The 18,331-nt window shown below is 36.4% G+C and carries 19 protein-coding genes; 5 read left to right on the top strand and 14 right to left on the bottom strand.

Annotated features, from left to right (window positions below; all coding sequences use genetic code 11):
* The first annotated feature begins 23 nt into the window (after positions 1 to 23).
* The gene (locus tag QGN23_RS09505) at positions 24 to 206 is read left to right on the top strand and encodes a hypothetical protein (RefSeq protein WP_282904084.1); all 183 of its coding nucleotides are present in this window, start codon (positions 24 to 26) and stop codon (positions 204 to 206) included.
* A gap of 5 nt (positions 207 to 211) precedes the next feature.
* Here the strand turns inward: QGN23_RS09505 and QGN23_RS09500 are convergent, their stop codons facing one another.
* The 6 genes from QGN23_RS09500 to QGN23_RS09475 form a co-directional block, all read right to left on the bottom strand.
* Entirely contained in the window at positions 212 to 1,861 is a 1,650-nt protein-coding gene (locus QGN23_RS09500) for a DNA repair protein RecN (RefSeq protein ID WP_282904083.1), read from the bottom strand.
* A gap of 179 nt (positions 1,862 to 2,040) precedes the next feature.
* The gene (porD, locus tag QGN23_RS09495) at positions 2,041 to 2,946 is read right to left on the bottom strand and encodes a type IX secretion system protein PorD (protein WP_282904082.1); all 906 of its coding nucleotides are present in this window, start codon (positions 2,944 to 2,946) and stop codon (positions 2,041 to 2,043) included.
* Between the two features lie 37 nt (positions 2,947 to 2,983).
* Entirely contained in the window at positions 2,984 to 4,180 is a 1,197-nt protein-coding gene (coaBC, locus tag QGN23_RS09490; RefSeq protein WP_282904081.1) for a bifunctional phosphopantothenoylcysteine decarboxylase/phosphopantothenate--cysteine ligase CoaBC, read from the bottom strand.
* Positions 4,181 to 4,315: 135 nt separating this feature from the next.
* On the bottom strand, positions 4,316 to 4,639 hold the full coding sequence (locus QGN23_RS09485; protein ID WP_193811389.1) for a DNA-directed RNA polymerase subunit omega: 324 nt from the start codon (positions 4,637 to 4,639) through the stop codon (positions 4,316 to 4,318).
* 41 nt (positions 4,640 to 4,680) lie between these two features.
* On the bottom strand, positions 4,681 to 5,655 hold the full coding sequence (gene bamD, locus QGN23_RS09480; RefSeq protein ID WP_282904080.1) for an outer membrane protein assembly factor BamD: 975 nt from the start codon (positions 5,653 to 5,655) through the stop codon (positions 4,681 to 4,683).
* 107 nt (positions 5,656 to 5,762) lie between these two features.
* Entirely contained in the window at positions 5,763 to 6,389 is a 627-nt protein-coding gene (locus QGN23_RS09475; protein ID WP_282904079.1) for a TetR/AcrR family transcriptional regulator, read from the bottom strand.
* 97 nt (positions 6,390 to 6,486) lie between these two features.
* On the opposite strand from QGN23_RS09475, the gene QGN23_RS09470 reads away from it, so the two are divergent.
* The 4 genes from QGN23_RS09470 to QGN23_RS09455 all read left to right on the top strand — a co-directional run bounded on the left by QGN23_RS09470 (position 6,487) and on the right by QGN23_RS09455 (position 8,931).
* A complete protein-coding gene (locus QGN23_RS09470; protein ID WP_282904078.1) occupies positions 6,487 to 7,122 on the top strand; it encodes a TatD family hydrolase in 636 nt (211 codons plus the stop codon).
* Positions 7,119 to 7,847 carry a tRNA threonylcarbamoyladenosine dehydratase gene (locus QGN23_RS09465; protein WP_282904077.1) on the top strand — a complete coding sequence of 243 codons (729 nt, stop codon included), beginning with the start codon at positions 7,119 to 7,121 and terminating at the stop codon, positions 7,845 to 7,847. The genes QGN23_RS09470 and QGN23_RS09465 overlap by 4 nt, the downstream gene beginning before the upstream one ends.
* Positions 7,840 to 8,220, top strand: a complete 381-nt coding sequence (gene rnpA / locus QGN23_RS09460; RefSeq protein ID WP_282904076.1) for a ribonuclease P protein component — start codon at positions 7,840 to 7,842, stop codon at positions 8,218 to 8,220. The genes QGN23_RS09465 and rnpA overlap by 8 nt, the downstream gene beginning before the upstream one ends.
* 63 nt (positions 8,221 to 8,283) lie before the next feature.
* Positions 8,284 to 8,931 (top strand): DUF4126 domain-containing protein, encoded by a 648-nt coding sequence (locus QGN23_RS09455; protein ID WP_282904075.1) that lies wholly within the window; start codon positions 8,284 to 8,286, stop codon positions 8,929 to 8,931.
* A 35-nt stretch (positions 8,932 to 8,966) separates the two neighbouring features.
* On the opposite strand, the gene QGN23_RS09450 is transcribed toward QGN23_RS09455, so the two are convergent.
* The 8 genes from QGN23_RS09450 to QGN23_RS09415 form a co-directional block, all read right to left on the bottom strand.
* On the bottom strand, positions 8,967 to 10,766 hold the full coding sequence (locus tag QGN23_RS09450; protein ID WP_282904074.1) for a hypothetical protein: 1,800 nt from the start codon (positions 10,764 to 10,766) through the stop codon (positions 8,967 to 8,969).
* A 1-nt stretch (position 10,767) separates the two neighbouring features.
* Positions 10,768 to 11,340 carry an LptE family protein gene (locus QGN23_RS09445; RefSeq protein WP_133439355.1) on the bottom strand — a complete coding sequence of 191 codons (573 nt, stop codon included), beginning with the start codon at positions 11,338 to 11,340 and terminating at the stop codon, positions 10,768 to 10,770.
* Positions 11,340 to 12,611: a sigma-54 interaction domain-containing protein gene (locus QGN23_RS09440; RefSeq protein WP_282904073.1), complete on the bottom strand. Its 1,272-nt coding sequence runs from the start codon at positions 12,609 to 12,611 to the stop codon at positions 11,340 to 11,342. The genes QGN23_RS09445 and QGN23_RS09440 overlap by 1 nt, the downstream gene beginning before the upstream one ends.
* Before the next feature lie 26 nt (positions 12,612 to 12,637).
* Positions 12,638 to 12,847: a PDDEXK nuclease domain-containing protein gene (locus QGN23_RS09435; RefSeq protein WP_282904072.1), complete on the bottom strand. Its 210-nt coding sequence runs from the start codon at positions 12,845 to 12,847 to the stop codon at positions 12,638 to 12,640.
* Positions 12,848 to 13,237: 390 nt separating this feature from the next.
* Entirely contained in the window at positions 13,238 to 14,671 is a 1,434-nt protein-coding gene (gene miaB, locus QGN23_RS09430) for a tRNA (N6-isopentenyl adenosine(37)-C2)-methylthiotransferase MiaB (protein ID WP_282904071.1), read from the bottom strand.
* Positions 14,672 to 14,965: 294 nt separating this feature from the next.
* Positions 14,966 to 15,457, bottom strand: coding sequence for an energy transducer TonB (locus QGN23_RS09425; RefSeq protein ID WP_282904070.1), 492 nt, complete (start codon positions 15,455 to 15,457; stop codon positions 14,966 to 14,968).
* Positions 15,458 to 15,679: 222 nt separating this feature from the next.
* Positions 15,680 to 16,879 carry a diaminopimelate decarboxylase gene (lysA, locus tag QGN23_RS09420; RefSeq protein WP_282904069.1) on the bottom strand — a complete coding sequence of 400 codons (1,200 nt, stop codon included), beginning with the start codon at positions 16,877 to 16,879 and terminating at the stop codon, positions 15,680 to 15,682.
* Between the two features lie 210 nt (positions 16,880 to 17,089).
* Positions 17,090 to 18,316, bottom strand: a complete 1,227-nt coding sequence (locus QGN23_RS09415; protein WP_282904068.1) for a 3'-5' exonuclease — start codon at positions 18,314 to 18,316, stop codon at positions 17,090 to 17,092.
* Positions 18,317 to 18,331 lie beyond the last annotated feature (15 nt).

Below are 18,331 nucleotides of genomic sequence, written 5' to 3'. Positions count from 1 at the left end.
ATTAGCGAAAAATAAAATAAATTATGAAACCAGCAAGAATCGTTAGGGTTAAGTACAATTGGAAAAGTTCACCTAAATCATCAGGACTTGGTACTTTAAACTTGGAAGTTTCTTTAACCGTCTTTCTTTTTATTTTTATAAAAATAAAAGAAGATAGATCGCGAAAAACAGTAAAACTCCGGCATAAAGAAAATCCATTGCTTTAAAGTTTTTATTTCATCAACTCTTTTGCCTGCGAAATTGCGGCATCGGTAATTTTACTGCCGGAAAGCAATTGTGCGATTTCCTGTAATTTCTCGTCGTGATTCAATGAAATAATCGTCGTTTGGGTTTTACCGGAAATTTCCCGTTTGATGACTTTGTAATTGTTGTTTCCTTTGGCAGCGACCTGTGCAAGATGACTGATGACGATCAACTGCATATTCTCCGACATTTCTTTCATCACATTTCCGATTTCTTCCGCGACTTTTCCGGAAACTCCGGTGTCGATTTCATCCAGAATTAAAGTCGGAAGTTCAGAATTTTCAGCCATGAGTTTTTTAATGGAAAGCATAACCCGGGAACGTTCGCCACCGGAAATTGCAGTTTGAATTGGCTTTAAAGGGAAACCCGAATTCGCCTGAAATAACAGTTGAATACCTTCTTTCCCGAATGAAGTGAAGTTTTCAAGATCGGTTAACTGCACTTCTATTTTGGCTTTTTCCAAACCTAATTGGTGCAGTAATTTCTCGGTTTTATTAATGAAATTTGGAATTGCTTTTTTTCGGTTCTGTGATAATTCCGCAGAAGATTTTTCTAAATGTTCCGCCGTAAGTTCTATTTCCTTCTCAGTTTGGCTGATGAGAAATTCTAAATCTGCGAAACCGCTCTGTTCATTTTGAATCTGATCGCGAATTTGCTTTAATTCTTCTACAGAATTTACCTTATGTTTCAGGAATAAAGAATTAATCCGACTGAGCTGCGAACTCAAATGCTCGAGCGTTTCCGGATTGGTTTCCATTTTCTCGGCCTCATTCTGAAGGTCGAAAAGCAAGTCTTTGAACTCTACAAAAGTTTCTTCAAACCTTTGATTAAGTTGGGAATATTCGTGCGATAAAGAAGCAACTTTCGATAATCTCATTTTAACGTCAAGCAGAGAATCAAGAACGCCGATTTCTTCCGCATCGATTTTATTAAAAATCATCGAAAGATTTTCGATAATGGTTTCTGCATTTTCTTGTTTGCTTAACTGGTTCTGAACATCTTCCAGATCGAATTCGTCCAGATTAACTTCTAACAGTTCTTCTAATAAAAAACCTTTGTAATCGCTTTCTTTATTGCCTTCTGAAAGTTGTTTTTTGAAGTTTTCTAAGTCCCGCAGCAGTTTTTTATAGGCGGTAAATTCTTTTTGATATTTTAAAAGTAATGTTTTGTTTTTCGAAAGTCCATCAATCATTCGGAACTGATATTCTTCATCAAAAAGATTAGAAGTTTCAAATTGAGAATGAATGTCAATCAGTTTTTCAGAAAGTTTTTTCAGTATTTCCAAAGTAACAGGAACGTCATTTATAAACGCCCGTGATTTTCCGGTCGGCAAAATTTCTCTTCGGATAACGGTGTTGATTTCAAAATCAAGATCATTTTCTTCAAAGAAATTTTTGAAATTTTCATTAATGATGAATTCGGCTTCAACAACACTTTTGGCTTCAGTACTTTGGATCGATTTCACATCGGCTCTTTCGCCCAAAATCAAACGCAACGCGCCCAGAATAATCGATTTTCCTGCACCGGTTTCGCCTGTAATTACCTGTAAACCTTTGTTTAAAGTGATTTCAAGTGAATCAATAAGGGCGAAATTTTGAATGAATATTCTTGAAAGCATATTTTGAAAAATCAATTAGGAAGTTTTATATCAAACTTCGAACTGTAAATTTAAGACTTTAAAAGAGATTATGAAATACAAAAAGCAAATTGCAAATGCCTAAAATCGCGGTCCTGGCAGATTTTTAACAATGAAATCCTGACGTTTGCTTTTAAATTAAGGTGAAATGAAACTGGGAACTATTTCCACTTATTCCATTTACTGTCAATGTCTTTGGGAGATAATGTGCTGAAAAGTGCTTTTAAATCTGCCATATTGACGTTGGTATTATTTCCGTTATTAAAAATATCAAAAATTTCCTGTTTTTTGGTATCAATAAAAATATTCACAGGATAATTCATCTGAAAATTATTTTCGTAGGCTTTCAGCTGCATCAGCGCGTCTGCAATAATTTTTTTACCGGACGACTGATCCTGCTTTCCGAGATTGTCTAAACCGGCACGGTGATAGGTGTAATAAACGGTTCGCAGCGTATTCTGATCCGGTTTCAACATGTTGTCGATCAAAGCCGCCCGCGTTCTTGTGCCTTCCATCAAAGACCAACCGGCGAATTTTTGGTTCTGCGCATTGTTCGAAATCTTTTGTGCTTTTTCAAACCACTGTTGTCCGCCTCTTACTTTAAAACTGTCGGCATCGTAACCTAAAATAGTGTAAACATAAAAACTGATCACATCAATCAAATTCTTGCCGGAGAACTGTCTTTCGTTGAAAACAAGGTTTTCGTTTTCGGTATAATCAAAATTAAAGTTGGTATCGTTTACATTCAGAAGCGGCGTTTCATAAGTCGTGTTGAAAACCGGACGAACCGCCTGTACCACAATACTTGCTTTGAAATTATTGCTGCCGGTTTTTTCATTGATAACGATGGCGAAATTACATTTGATCTTTTCGAAGTTCTGTAATTTCTTTCCTGTCCAACTTGTATTGTTGATGAAATCCCGTAAATTTTTCTCTAAAGTTTTATAAACCTGCATATTGCTTCCGCTTACCTGCTGGGTGTTGACTTGCACATTTGCCAAAAGTTCCTGAGAAAAACTTAAGTTAAAGGAAAGCAGAATGATGAATATCGTAGAAAGTTTCTTCATTATTAAATTAAAGTTTGAAAACGGAAATTTAAGGATATTATTTCAACATCTGGTCTTCCACAAAATTTAAAATATCCCTGGCCACTTCCTCTTTTGATTTTAAAGGAAATTCTGTCAGCGACGATTCTGTGATGATTTTAATTTTATTGGTTCTCCCTTTGAAACCAGCACCTTCATCGCGAAGTGAATTCAAAATAATCATGTCCAGGTTTTTTTTGTGGAGTTTTCCTTTGGCGTTTTCTTCTTCATTTTGGGTTTCCAGTGCGAAACCTACCAGGAATTGTTTGGTTTTCCTTTCGCCCATTGTTTTCAGAATGTCCGGATTTTTCACCAGTTCAATCGTTAAGGAATCATCATTTTTTTTGATTTTTTCCTGAGCGATTTCTTTCGGTGCATAATCTGCTACAGCCGCGCTTGCAATGGCGATATCGGCATTTTCGTAATATTCAAATACTTTAGCAAACATTTCTTTTGCAGAAGTTACGCGGTGAACTTCTATATCCTGGTGATTTGTTTTCTCAGAACTCGGTCCGGAGATCAGAATTACTTTTGCTCCGCGGTTGGCAGCTTCCTCAGCCAATGAAAAACCCATTTTTCCGGAAGAATGATTTCCTATAAACCGAACGGGATCAATGGCTTCGTACGTCGGTCCAGCCGTAATGAGAACCGTTTTGCCTGCAAATTTTTTATTTGAATCAAAGAATTCTTCAATAATCTGAGCGATGGTTTCCGGCTCAGCCATTCTTCCTTGTCCGGAAAGCCCACTGGCCAATTCGCCGTCTTCTGCTGGAATAATATGATGACCGAAATCTTCAGCCAACGCTAAATTCTGCTTCGTGGAAGGATGCTGATACATATCTAAGTCCATCGCCGGCGCGATAAAAACCGGACATTTCGCCGACATATAAGTTGCTAAAACTAAATTGTCGCACAGGCCGTGAACCATCTTTGATAAAGTATTTGCAGTGCAGGGAGCGATTATAATAACCTCTGCCCAGAGCGCTAATTCCACATGATTGTTCCAGGTACCGTTTTCAGAATAAAAATTGCTGTAAACCGGATTTTTAGAAAGAGTAGAAAGCGTAAGTTTCGATACAAACTGTTCGGCAGACGGCGTCATCAAAACCTGAACTTCCGCGCCTTTTCTGATGAAATCTCTGATGAGGTAATTGATTTTGTATGCGGCAATTCCGCCGGAAATACAGATGAGGATTTTCTTACCTTGAAGTTTCATTAATTAGAATTTTAAAAGTTGAACGAATTTACTTAAATTTTTATGAACTAAATTGAATCCATTGACTATATTAAATATAAAAGCCACAAAAACAAGATGTTCTGTGACTTTTAAAATAATTAAAGAAATAAATAATTAGTTTCTTTCTTCGGTTTTTCTGTAGTAGATTTCGTCATCCAACCATTCTTGAATTGCAATAGAAGTTGGTTTTGGAAGTTTTTCGTAATGTTTAGAAATCTCGATTTGTTCTTTATTTTCAAAAACCTCTTCAAGAGTTGAATTATGCACTGCAAATTCATCTAGTTTATTATGGAGTTCAGAGCGAATTTCTGCATTGATCTGCTCTGCTCTTTTACCCATCACTACGATTGCTTCGTAGATAGAACCTACGTTTTCTTCGATTTTATCTCTATCGTAAGTTATTGTACTTAATTCGGCTTTAGAATCTTTTACGCTCATTTTCAGTTAGTTGTTATAATTGGAGTTTGCAAATATACGGATTACTTTTTGATTTTGAAAGTGGCCGCAGGAGCAGGAGTTGCCAAAGCAGCGCTGTCTCTTTTCGTTTGTTCAGCTTCCTTTGCTGCCTCACGCAGGTCTTTCTCCGCGTTGATTTTTGCTTCCTCTGCTCGTTGTTTATCTTTGAGTTCCTTATTTCGTGCTTCTACTTTTTTCTCAAGTTCAGCAAATGTTTCTTTTTCTTTTAATAATTTGTTTCGAAGATCTGCAGCAGTCTTTGCATTATCGGTTCCCGGTACCTCTCTTTCGATTTGTTTGGTAAACGCCAATGCACTTTCAATACGGTCTTTCTTTAAGCTGTAAATTGAATTAACGGCTAATTCATATTTCGATTTCAACATGTAATCGTAGATTTTAGCACGCAGTTTCGTACTCGGGAAATCATCCAATACATTTTCAAAAGCGGTACTCGCGGCTTTGTAATCAGCCATTTTATAATATTGCTTCGCGTTTTCGTAAGCCTTGAACTCTAATTTGTAGGTTAACTCATCAATTAATTGATTGATATTTTTGGATCGGTCAGAATTCGGATAGTTATTTAGAAAATTCTGCATTTCATTAATTGCTAAATCCGTGCTCGTTTGGTCTAAGTTATAATCCATACTTCCTTCATAATAACATAATGCCGACATGTAAGCCGCATCTTCTGCGCGCTTGTCTTGCGGGAATGTTACCGAAAAGTTTTTGAACTGGTGTCCGGCCAGCTTGTAGTTCTTATCGTAATAGTTGGCATACGCAGAATTATAAACGACGTTTGGTGCGTCATCCGTTCCTGCTACCAGATTCGAAAGCCTTTCGTACAAAGCCAAAGCGTCTTTCCACTTTTTCTTTTCGAATTTTTCGTTGGCTACCTTCAGGATATAATCTTTATCTGCACTTTTCAATGCTAAATCCTGTTGTTTGTTGCAGGCAGATAATGCAAAGAATGCAAGTGTAATAATCAAATACTTTTTCATAAATAAAATATAGCAGAAATTATTTAATTCTAATTTCTGCGGTTCAGGGTGCAAAAATATAACTTTTTTATCAATAGATTTTTTTTTATGATAATTTAACTAATAATTTAATCAGCATGGTAGCCTAAAAGTGAAAAAACGGTTACTAAAATGTTCGCCATCACTTTTTTCTCTGCTTCTTCGAAGTAATTTTCTTCTGTACCTGAAACATATAATTCATAAAAGTTTTTATTTCTGATGACAAATAATGAAGAACCCACGATAAGCGTTAAAATATCTTCCGGTTTTGGAGCGTTGCTGAAAACTCCCGATGCAACCCCCTTTTTAATGACGTCATCAATTTTGGAAGTGAAAGTAGTATAAAATCCTAGTAAATCTTCTTTTAAATGTTCAGTATGACGAAGTTCCTGGGTGACAAAACCATGAAAATAATTAAACTTAAACAGTTGATTCACCACATATTTAATCAATTCTTTCATCTGCATTTCGGGTTTTCCTTCTCTGATCATTTCTGCGAATTCTGCAAAGCTTTCTCTTGTTTTCTGTACGCGGTACCGGTAGAGATAAGACATCATTTTTTCTTTTGACCCAAAGTAGTAGGAAATCATCGCTACATTGATATTGGCATTTGTAGAAATATCCCGTACGGAAGTGCCTTCAAAGCCTTTCTTTGCAATCAGTTTTTCGGCCACATTTAAAATGTGGATTTGTTTTTCGTTAAATTTTTTTTTCACGGTGTTGTAGTTTTTAGTAAAGTAAAGTTAAATAAAATATAACAAAATTTAAAACAAATGTTTAATCGCAAATGATCACTTTTAGTTATTTTTGAAGATGGCTTATTTTGATTTCCATCATCATCATTTCGGAAAACAGGCTGGGATTTATAATTTGGGCGTTGGAGAATCTCCGCCCAATGGCTTTTTCTCTGCTGGTTTTCATCCTGATTTAAGCTTGAAATTTTCGGAAGAGCAGTTTGTCTGGCTCAGAGAAATTTCGAAACATGAGAATTGTGTGGCAATCGGTGAATGCGGTTTGGATGGATTGATCAACATTGATGATGCGATACAGGAAGCGCTTTTTAAAAGACAGATTGAACTGGCCAATAAACGGCAGAAACCTTTAATTATTCATTGTGTCAGAAGGTTTTCGCAAGTGATTCATTTTCAGAAAAAAGCAAAAGTTCCGATGATTATTCATGGTTTTAATAAAAGAAAAAACATTGCTGACGATTTACAAAAGCACGATTTTTATTTAAGTTTTGGAAAATCTGTTTTGCAAAATGTAAATTTGCAGGAATTTGTAAAACATTTCCCGACCGATAAACTTTTTCTGGAAACTGATGATGCTGAATTTGATCTTCAGTTACTATATCAAAAAGTAGCGGAATTGAAAAATTTGAACGTGGAAAATCTCATTTTACAAATCGAAGAAAATCTGAAAATTTTTAATATTTCCCTGATAAAATGAAAAAAGACTGGCTCGAAAGAACAGAATTGCTAATTAAAGAAAACGGTTTAAATAAACTGCAAAAAGCCAATTTATTGGTGATTGGTTTGGGTGGAGTTGGCTCATTTGCTGCGGAGTTTTTGGCCAGAGCCGGAGTGGGAAAAATGACGATTGTTGATGGTGATACCGTTGATTTAACAAATATTAACCGCCAACTTCCAGCCTTGAATTCTACCCTTGGGAAACCGAAAGTTGAAGTAGTTGGTGAGCGGCTTTTGGATATTAATCCTGATTTAAAATTGACTCAGTTGAATCAGTTTCTAAATCCTGAGGATATGGATACTATTTTCGATAACCAACAATATGATTATGTTTTAGATTGCATTGACAGTGTTTCGCCAAAGGTTACGTTGATTCTGAATGCCCGCCGCCGAAAAGTGAAAATTGTAAGCTGTATGGGAGCTGGCGGGAAAATGGATCCTTCAAAAGTATTGGTACGCGACATTCACAAAACGCAAAGTTGCCATCTTGCCAAACAGGTTCGGAAACGGCTGAAAAAAGAAAATATAGATAAAGGAATCCGGTGTGTTTTTTCTACTGAAATTCAGGATGAAAAAAGTTTAAAAATGACCGACGGAACGAATTTTAAAAGATCTTTTTACGGAACAATCAGTTATATTCCCGCTATTTTCGGACTTTATGCTGCGGCAGAAGTCATTAATTATTTAATAAAAAGAGATGAGTGATTGCAAATTTCCGACAGAGGAAAAGTTGAAACATAAGAAAGAAATCGGGTTGCTTTTTGAGAAAGGCAAATGGAAAACGTGTGACAATGTAAGAATCATAACGCTCAATTTAGATAAAAAACCGCAGGAAGGTTTCTCTTTTAACAATCAAAAAGTTGGAGTTTCTGTGTCCAAAAGACATTTTAAAAAAGCCCATGACCGAAACAGAATCAAAAGATTATTGCGGGAATGTTATCGGTTAAACAAAGAACTGTTCGTTGAAAAATTTGGAACGAATTCACTGTCAATGCTATTTTGGGTTTCTACCGAAATGCCTGTGTGTTTTGAAATCGTAGAAGATAATTTTTTAAAGCTTTGTGAATCAGTGAAGTGAAATTTTAAAGCGTAGCACGTTTTTTGTAAATTTGGAAAACAAATACACTTAAAATCCACACAAATGTTTGATAATATTCCTTATTTGCCTTATGTTCTGAGTGCTTTTATGGGCATTGGTTTAGCTGCAGCAACTGGCTTCAGGGTTTTTCTGCCGATGTTTGCCGTAAGTCTCGCTTCTTATATGGGCTGGATTCCGATGAATGAGAGTTTCGCATGGCTTGCCGGTTTACCTGTTTTAATTACCACGGGTATTGCAACAGTTGTTGAAATTCTTGCCTATTATATTCCGTTCGTAGATCATCTTTTGGATACCATGTCGGTGCCCTTGGCAACCATTGCGGGTTCTGTGATGTTTGCGAGTCAGTTTGCAGATTTAGGAACTTTTCCTCAATGGACTTTAGCATTAATTGCCGGTGGCGGAACGGCTGCTGCAGTCAGTTCGGGTTTTGCCGGAACTCGTGCTGCATCAACCGCAACTACTGGAGGTTTAGGAAATTCCGTTGTCGCAACCACCGAAACTGCTGGCGCCGGAGTAATGTCAATTTTAGCAATGGCTGCGCCAATTATTGCATTTATTGTAACGATTATTTTAATTATAATTGTTTTGGTTTTAGGCCGAAAACTTTGGCGAAAATTTCAAAACTTTAAGACCGACCGAACTTCGAAAACAATCAATGTCAAAGCGGTTGACCGCAAGAATATAGAATAACCAATAATCCACTAAAATTCAGTGGGTTATTTTTTTTATTTGTTTTGTCTTAATTCTTTGATTTGTTTTATTTTATCGTCAAAATGAGGCTTCTTGTCAGGATGTTTTTCGGATAAGATTCCAAAGGCTTTAATCGCTTTCGTGTATAGTTTTTGTTCGGTATAAAGGTTGGCTAAAGTCTCGGTCATCAAATGTGAAATATCATCATTTCTTTCTTTGATTACAAAATCAGATTCCTCTTTTAGTTTTGAGATTCTCGGTTCTTTTTCGATGAAGTTTTCGATGACTTTGTTTTTAATTTCCGTTATCGATATTTCTATTTTTTCTTTTGCTTCCTGTTTAATCCGGTCTATTTTCAGCCAGCTTTGCCAAGTATTGATGAAATCAGGAACATTGCTGTCTTCTAAGATTTCGGTGGGTTTTTCCTCTTCCCGGTTCGCTTTTTCTAGCGCCGAAACATTTTGGGTGAAAAATGAGACATTGAAAACAGGGCGCTCAGCGGTGGCGTTTTCGTCAATAATAGTTTCAGTTTTTTCTTCAGTTTTAGGCGGCGTTTCCGTAAAAGCTATTTCTTCTTTTTCGACCGATTTTTCTTCCGTTTTTTTTGAAATTAAAGCATCGGGAATGTTGGTTGAAAATGACATTGGCTTCCAAACAGGTTTATCTTCTTGAGTGGATCCACTTTCATGTTCAATTATGTTTGGGGAAATTTCAATGGGTTGAATTTCTGTTTTTTCTTTAATTAAAGGTTCTGTTTTTTGAGTGTTTTCTATAGCTGCGCTCTTTTCTTTTTCAGATTCTTCACTATCAGATTCTTCTGTTTTTTCGATTTCAAAACTTTGAGTTTCAGAAAAATTAACTTCGGCGCTTTCGGAAGATTCGTCTTTTGTTTGTGACGAAACTTTCTGCTTTTTCGAGGCTTTCATTTTTTCCTCCACTTCGGCAATCAGGCGTTTCATTTCTTCTTCATGTTTGTTCAAAGCAGGTTTTGCCATTTGCTGAATTTCCGCTTTTTCTTGATTTGAAGCTATTTTGACGTCGGGTAAAAAATCATCTGTAGCATGAAAACTTAACGTACTTGCATCTTCCACGCCGGGTTTTTCCTGCAAAATAAGATCTTCCTCAACAATAATTTCTTTGCTGAAGGATTCAGAATCCGAACTTTCTTCGGATTCCTGAACTTCTTTAGTAATGGTCTTCGGTTCCACTTTAGCATCAGGTAGAAATTCTGCCGTTTCGTGAAAACTAAGTTCAGAAGAGTTTTCAATGATCGCTTTTTCTTCGGAAATAATCTCTTCTTTAATAATAGTTTCTGTGCTGAAAGTTTCGGTATCACTGACTTCGGAAAACTCTTGTTTTTCCGCTGGATTAGTTACAATCTGGCCCGCTTCCAGAGAGGATTCTAAATCGATGGTTTCGGTCTCTCTGTCGAGAAAATCTTCTTCCCCTTCAAATAAAATTCTGTTCAATTCACCATTTACATAAACTGCTTTTGGAGTTTCAGTTACTTTAGATTCAATTTCGGTGAATTTGTTTTTCGGGTCGGTTTCGGTTTCTTTTTGGATTATGGGTTCAGAAATACTTTCAACAGAAGGTTTAGTTTCTGTCACCGCATTAATCAACTGATAAAGAATTTTTTTATCCGTGGTGTAAGCCGCAGTTATGGAAAGTTCATTCGAATAGTTTTCTGGCTGCAGGCGATGCGTCCCTAAAAGGTGCAACGCCCGCAAACTTTGAATATAAGGATGTTTGTTGATCTCACTGCTCAGCAGTTCCAAATCTTTGATTTGAAACTGGTCTGGGTTTTTTGCTAATTCTAAAATTCGTCCGTTCATTTTACCAGTTGGCTACAATATCATTAAAAATTTTATTGATGATCCGCTCATTCACCACTTTAACTTGGGAGGTTTCGATGGTGTTGATATCTAAGTCGCTGCTGAAAACCGCTTCGTCAGAATAAACCCGGTCGAAACTTTTGTTTTCCTCATTAGGAACATGGTTTTCATAGTGTACTTTCACGGTAATGGTCAGTTTATTTTGGGCTGCCTGGATATTTCCACCCGGCGCATTTACCGAACTGGAAATGGTCGTTGGCGTAATGGAGTAATCTGTAATTTCTCCCTCAATTAAAATGTCCGGCTTTTCTTTTGTCCCTTTTAAGGTTGTTCGCTGCAAAAACCTGTTTTGGATCGCTGTGGAAAATTCCTGCGATAAACTGGCATTCATCAAAGGTGCATTATTAGGGAAATCGCGTATTTCAATCGTTTTAGTTTCGGGGCTTAATGATGATCCGGTGAAACTGTAACAACTGGTTAGAAGAGCCAGGGAAAAGGAGCCAAGGAAAAAGAGCCGGATGAAGCGGGTTTTCTCGGCTTGCAATGTAGGTTTTGCTGTTTGAAATCTCTTCATTAGTCTTCTAAATTATATTGTTTAATTTTTCGGTACAGGGTTCTTTGGGAAATTCCCAGTTCATCTGCCGCTTTATTCCGTCTGCCTTTGTGTTTTTCTAAGGCCTTTACAATCAGTTCTCTTTCGTTGTTTTGAAGCGATAAGGAATCTGCTTTTGTTTCTTCAATTTCGATATCTTCTACATCGCTGTATTCTTCCTCTGTTTTTGAAATAATCGGGTTTTGATATTGATTTTGATTTTCGAAATAGAGCATTGAATTCGGATTCTGAACCTGAGTTTCAGGCGTGAAAACACGGTTAATCAGATTTTTTTCCTGATGACTGAAATCGCTGTTTTCACGATTTTTTATCAACTCTGAAGTTAAGGATTTTAAATCATTAAGGTCATTTCGCATGTCGAAAAGGATCTTGTACATAATCTCCCGCTCCGAATTAAAATCGTTTGACGATCGGCCGCTTCCATTTTGGATCACTGCTGGAAGTTGGGTCTGGATCGGAATGTATTCTGCTAACTTCACAGAGTTGACCGTTCTTTCCTGTTCCACAACTGTCATTTGTTCTACCAGATTTCGCAGCTGACGTACATTTCCAGGGAAAGGATAGTTTTCTAAATAATTAATGGCGTCGTCGGTAAGAACCAATTCCGGCATTCTGTATTTTTCCGCAAAATCGATGGCGAATTTTCTGAAAAGCAAGTGGATATCACCTTTTCTTTCACGCAAAGCCGGCATGTCGATTTGTACGGTATTTAATCTGTAATATAAATCTTCGCGGAATCTGCCGTCATTGATGGCGTTCAGCATATTCACGTTGGTTGCGGCTACAATTCTTACATTGGTTTTTTGGACCTGGGAAGAACCCACTTTCATAAACTCGCCACTTTCTAAAACACGTAGAAGACGGACTTGCGTCTGAACAGGCAGTTCGCCCACCTCATCCAGGAAAATAGTTCCGCCATCTGCGACTTCGAAATATCCTTTTCGGGTAGAAGTTGCGCCGGTGAAGGCTCCTTTTTCATGGCCAAATAATTCTGAATCAATGGTTCCTTCCGGTATTGCGCCGCAGTTTACCACGATATATGGTTGGTGTTTCCTTCTGGATTCCCCGTGAATGATTTTAGGAATAAATTCTTTTCCCACACCACTTTCTCCCATTACCAAAACTGAAATGTCTGTTGGCGCAACTTGAATTGCTTTTTGTAATGCCCGATTAAGGACCGGATAATTTCCGATAATTCCAAAGCGTGTCTTTATGGATTGTAAGTCTGTCATTTTTAATAAATTTTAGATGCCTGGCATCAGATTTCAAATGTGTTTTCCTCTAATAATTTTTTCAATGATTCTTTGCTTGGCAAAACGGTTAAGTATTTACTGGCAAATATCTGCTCATTGTTTTCTGGTAATGTATAGCGTACCAAGGCTTCGCTTTTATCTTGACAAAGAATGATTCCTATGGTCTTATTCTCGTCCTCTAATTTTACTTCTCTGTCGTAATAGTTTACGTACATCTGCATCTGCAGTTTGCGGAATTTGCATTTTTTTAAGTTTATTGGAACTTATTTCCTGTAAAATTATTTTTTATTCTAATAATGAATTTACTAATACTATAAAGCTTACTATAAAAGGAAAATTAAAAAGTAACAGAAGGCTTGATGTGACAAATTCTTTTCGATTTTCTATAAAAACTAAAGTCAAAATCAATAAAAAAATTAAAGCTGTCAGATTGATTACTGCATTAAATGCAACAGCAAAAAACCAGAATATCATAAAACTATCTTCTTTATAAAAGCCAAAAAAATAAATAAAGATTCCTAGAATCCAACTTATTGAAAAGTAAATTAATACCGCTTTATTGATTTTAATTTTTTTCGTCATTAAAAAACTTGATGCTGGTAACTCTAAACCGTTTTCCCCAAAAGCGTTCCCTGTGTATTGCCATGAACGAAAACAGTCACAATGTCGCCTAATTTCTGGCCATCGAGTTTATCGAAAACACAAACTGCATTCTGAGAATTTCTGCCTTTCCACTGGTTGGGATTCTTTTTAGAAGTTCCTTCAATCAGAATTTCGTGATTTCGGCCCACATAACCCTGCATTCTTTTTCGGGAAAGTTCACCTTGTAAAGCAATCACTTCTGCCAGTCTTCTTTGTTTAACATCAGCAGGAATATCATCTTCCATTTTTTTCTCTGCCGGAGTTCCCGGTCGTTCAGAATAAGAGAACATATAACCATAATCATATTCTACTTCGCGCATTAAACTTAATGTTAACTGGTGGTCTTCCTCGGTTTCGCCACAGAATCCGATAATCATATCCTGTGAAAATGATACTTCCGGAATCAGCTCTTTTGCTTTATTAATTAAAGCCAAATATTCTGCACGGGTATGTTGACGGTTCATTTTTTCCAGCATTCTATCGCTTCCACTTTGTACCGGAAGGTGAACATATTTGCAGATATTGTCATATTTCGCCATTACCTTAAATACATCTGTGCTCATGTCGTGCGGATTAGAAGTCGAGAATCTTATCCGCATTTGCGGAACTGCTACGGCTACCATTTCCATTAATTGTGCGAAATTAATTGCTGTCAACTGCTGAATTTCAGTAGCTTTTTTAAAGTCTTTTTTAGCGCCGCCTCCAAACCAGAGATACGAATCTACATTTTGTCCGAGAAGCGTAATTTCTTTGTAACCATTGGTCCACAATTCTTTGCATTCTTCGATAATCGAATGTGGATCACGACTGCGCTCACGACCACGTGTAAAAGGAACTACGCAGAACGTGCACATATTATCGCAACCACGGGTAATCGTCACGAAAGCGGTAACGCCGTTTCCGCCTAAACGGACCGGGCTGATATCGGCGTACGTTTCTTCTTTGGATAAAATAACATTGATGGCATCTCGGCCGTCTTCGGTCTCTTTTAATAAGTTTGGTAAATCTCTGTAAGCATCGGGGCCGACAACTAGATCTACCAAATGTTCTTCTTCTAAAAACTTGGTTTTTAATCGTTCGGCCATACAACCTAAAACGCCCACTGTTAAATTGGGTTTTTCTTTCTTCAAATTTTTAAACTGAGAAAGTCGCATCCGAACGGTTTGTTCTGCTTTTTCACGGATTGAACAGGTATTTAATAAAATTAAATCGGCTTCTTCCGGAAGTAAAGTTGTGTTGTAACCTTGCTCGTTCAAAATCGAGGCAACAATTTCCGAATCAGAAAAATTCATCTGGCAGCCGTAGCTTTCCAGAAACAATTTTTTAGAGTTTTGCGGTTTTTCTGCGATGGCAAAGGCTTCCCCTTGTTTGGTTTCGTCTATATATTTTTCTTGCACAGTATAAAATTTTAGATTTTGAATTTGATATTCAAAATAAGAGTGCAAAGATACAAATTTCTGTGACAGAATGGCAGGGTTTGTTCCGCATAGTAATTAACAGAAAACCGATCCGACCCAATATTCTGGATTTATAGCAATTCCATGGAAGAAAGGAGATTTCATTTTTTGTTTACGCAGATTTGGCCATCAGAATCTATAAAAAAACCAAGGTAAATTTCCCGCTGACTCTATATAAACAGAAAAAACTTTGCGGTTACCCACAAAGTTTTTAAAGATATATTTAAATTGTCTTTAAATATCAGCACTTTCTGTGACGAAATTTAATTTAATCCGGATTTTAGAATCTACCGGCACATTATTGCATTTTGAGGGCGTCCAGGTTTTTTTGATTTTTTTGACTGCGAATTTCAAATCACGTAAAAATCCTTCGCTGTTTGCAACTTTCGGCGTGACTTCCAGATTGGTGACTTTTCCATCTTTATCGATATTGAGGTGAAGAAAGAAAATCCCGTTCACCACATAAATTTCTTTATCTACATAAGCCGAAATATATTTGAATAATTCTCTGTTAAAAGCGGCATCACCGCCTTCGAATTGTGCTCTTATAAATTGCGAGTCCTCGGAACAAGAGGTTACTTTGTAGTAATCGTAAGGTTTCTTAATATCAACTCTGAAGAAATTCTTGCTGCTTTCAGAGAAAAAAAAACCTTCCTGCAAATCTTCTATTTCTTGGGCATAAGAAAAAACAGAAGCAAAAATTAAGAGGAAAAATATTTTTTTCATGGTTTGAAATTTTAATAGTGAAAGTTAATTCATTTTTAAAATAAAAACAAAACAAAAGAGATATTAGTTGTTAAAACTGATTGAAATTAGCTGACTTCCCGATTGGCGCTGCCCTTTCAGCTGGCCGGAGCCAAAAAAATCCGACAGAGTATCGGATTTTTGTATAAAGTCGAATGACTGAAATTAGGGAATCAATTTCCGTCAGTTAATTTTGAATGCTTTTTATATAACCTCGATTTGATTTTTCAGCAAATCATCGAATTCTTCTCTTCTTCTGATCAGATGTGCTTTACCATCAAGGAACAGAACTTCTGCAGGTTTTAGGCGGGAATTAAAATTAGAGCTCATTTCAAAACCGTAAGCGCCGGCGTTTCTGAAAACTAAAATATCATTTTCCCGCACTTCATTTAATTTTCTGTCCCAGGCAAAAGTATCGGTTTCACAGATGTTTCCGACAACGGTATAAATTCTTTCCGCTCCTTTTGGATTTGATAAGTTATCGATAATGTGGTGAGAATCGTAAAACATCGGGCGGATTAAATGATTGAATCCTGAATTAATTCCAACAAAAACAGTGGCTGTTGTTTGTTTGATGACGTTTGATTTTACCAAAAAATGACCGCTTGTGCTCACCAGATATTTTCCTGGTTCAAACCACAATTCGAATTTGATTCCGCTTTCTTTATGGTATTCCGCCAGAACTTTTTCTACTTTTTTGCCCAAAGTTTTCACGTCGGTTTCCATATCGCCTTCCTGGTAAGGGACTTTGAAGCCGCTTCCCATATCGATATATTTTAAGTCCGGGAAATGTTCGGCCAGTTCAAACATGATCTCGAGTCCCTGGATAAATACTTCCGGATCTTTAATTTCACTTCCGGTATGCATGTGAAGTCCTTCTATCAAAAGGTTTGTCGATTTCATTACTCTGGTAATGTGACGAAGTTGGTGAATAGAAATTCCAAATTTAGAATCGATATGACCAGTCGATATTTTGTGATTCCCACCTGCATAAATATGCGGATTGATCCTCACAAAAATCGGATAGGTATTTCCGTATTTGGTGCCAAACTGCTCCAGTATTGAAATGTTATCGATATTGATATGAACTTTTAATTTCATCGCTTCTTCGATTTCCAATAAATCGACACAGTTTGGGGTGAAGAGAATATTGTTGTGAGTGAATCCCGCTTTCAAACCTAATTTCACCTCGTTGATCGAAACGCAATCTAAACCGGCTCCTAAATTTTTAATATATTTTAAAATATTAATATTCGTCAAAGCTTTTGCAGCATAAAAAAAGCGCGTGCTTTTATGAAACGATGTGGTTAGTTTTTCGTAATGATTTTTGATGCTTTCTGCGTCATAAACGTAAGTGGGCGTTCCGAATTCCTCGGCGATTTTAATTAAATTTTTATCTGTCATATTATTTATTTTTTACATTAAAAAAAGCAGACCCCAAAAGAGCCTGCTTTACAATATTATTAAAATATCTGCTCTTAATCCACGGAGTTTGCTTTAGAGAAAAACTTTTTCCCCTTAGAAGCATCCTTTTTTATAGATTTTTGAACTTTCATTATTTTGTTTTGTCAAATTTCGGTCAAAATTAAAATTTTTAATTTAATTCTGCGCTATTTATTTTAAAGGAGTTGCAATTATTTCAAAATCACCACGCAAAAGACCTATTTTCAAATCATTTTCCAAATCTAAAGTCGGGAAATCGATGTCAATTTTTAAACTCGATAACTTCTTCAAAGATTCGATTTGGGTATATAATTCGTAAAAACCGTAAGCAATTAATTTTCCTTTTTCAAATTGTAAGAATGATTTTTCGCCAAGAATTCTACCAGTAGAAAGCCAAAGTTGATCTATTTTATTGATGGTTATCAACTCTTTGAGATTTTGAATTTCCTTTAATTCCTTTCTGTTATTAATGAAACTCACGGCTTTTATTCCCTGGGTAAAAGATTTGAATTTCAATAAAGGTTTATCAGTTTTCTGATTATTGATTTTATCGACAAAATATTTATCGTTTTGATGATAAAGACCGAATAGCAAAGATTCTTTCTTTTTCAAACCTTTGGTTCCCATCATTAATTTTGCCAGAATATCATTTCCGGTTAATTCGTATTGAATTTGCTCAACTTCTTCCTGAATCGTTATCCAACGTTTTGATTTGGAGTGGAAAATGTTTTTGGAAGATTTATTGAGATCATCAACGAATTCTGAATAGATGATTTTCCCATCTTGATCCTGAAAATAGAGAATCCCTTTTTCTGCGGGCAAATCTTGCGTTAAGTTTCGGATTTTATTCAGATAAGATTTTGCATTTACCTCATCGTGATGTTGCTGAATGATTTCTGAATCTTTGTCTTTAATCATTAATAATTTAAACAATTCCAAAGTCGCCTTCGCATCTCCAGACGCACGGTGTTGATCAACCAACGGAATTCCTAATGACTTTACCAGTTTTCCCAAATTATAACTTTCGGCCGTGGGAATTAATTTTTTTGCTAAAGGAATCGTATCTATCGTATTGATTTTGAACTCATAACCTAAGCGTTTGAATTCCTGTCGAAGCATTCGGTAATCGAATTCGATATTGTGGCCGACCAAAGTGGTGTGTTCGGTGATTTCTACAATTCTTTTTGCGATCTCATGGAATTTGGGAGCTGTTCTCACCATTTTCGGGGAGATGTGGGTTAACTTCTGAACAAATGGCGTGATATCACTCTCCGGATTGACCAAAGAAATAAATTGGTCGATAATCCGGTGGCCGTCATATTTATATACGGCGATTTCGATGATGCTTTCTTTACGGAAAGGGGCACCGTTACTTTCTATATCTATTACTGAATACATTCTTTATTGATATTT

It is taken from the genome of Chryseobacterium gotjawalense (assembly GCF_030012525.1).
Lineage (GTDB): Bacteria > Bacteroidota > Bacteroidia > Flavobacteriales > Weeksellaceae > Kaistella > Kaistella gotjawalense.
This window is presented reverse-complemented; position numbering and strand designations above follow the sequence as displayed.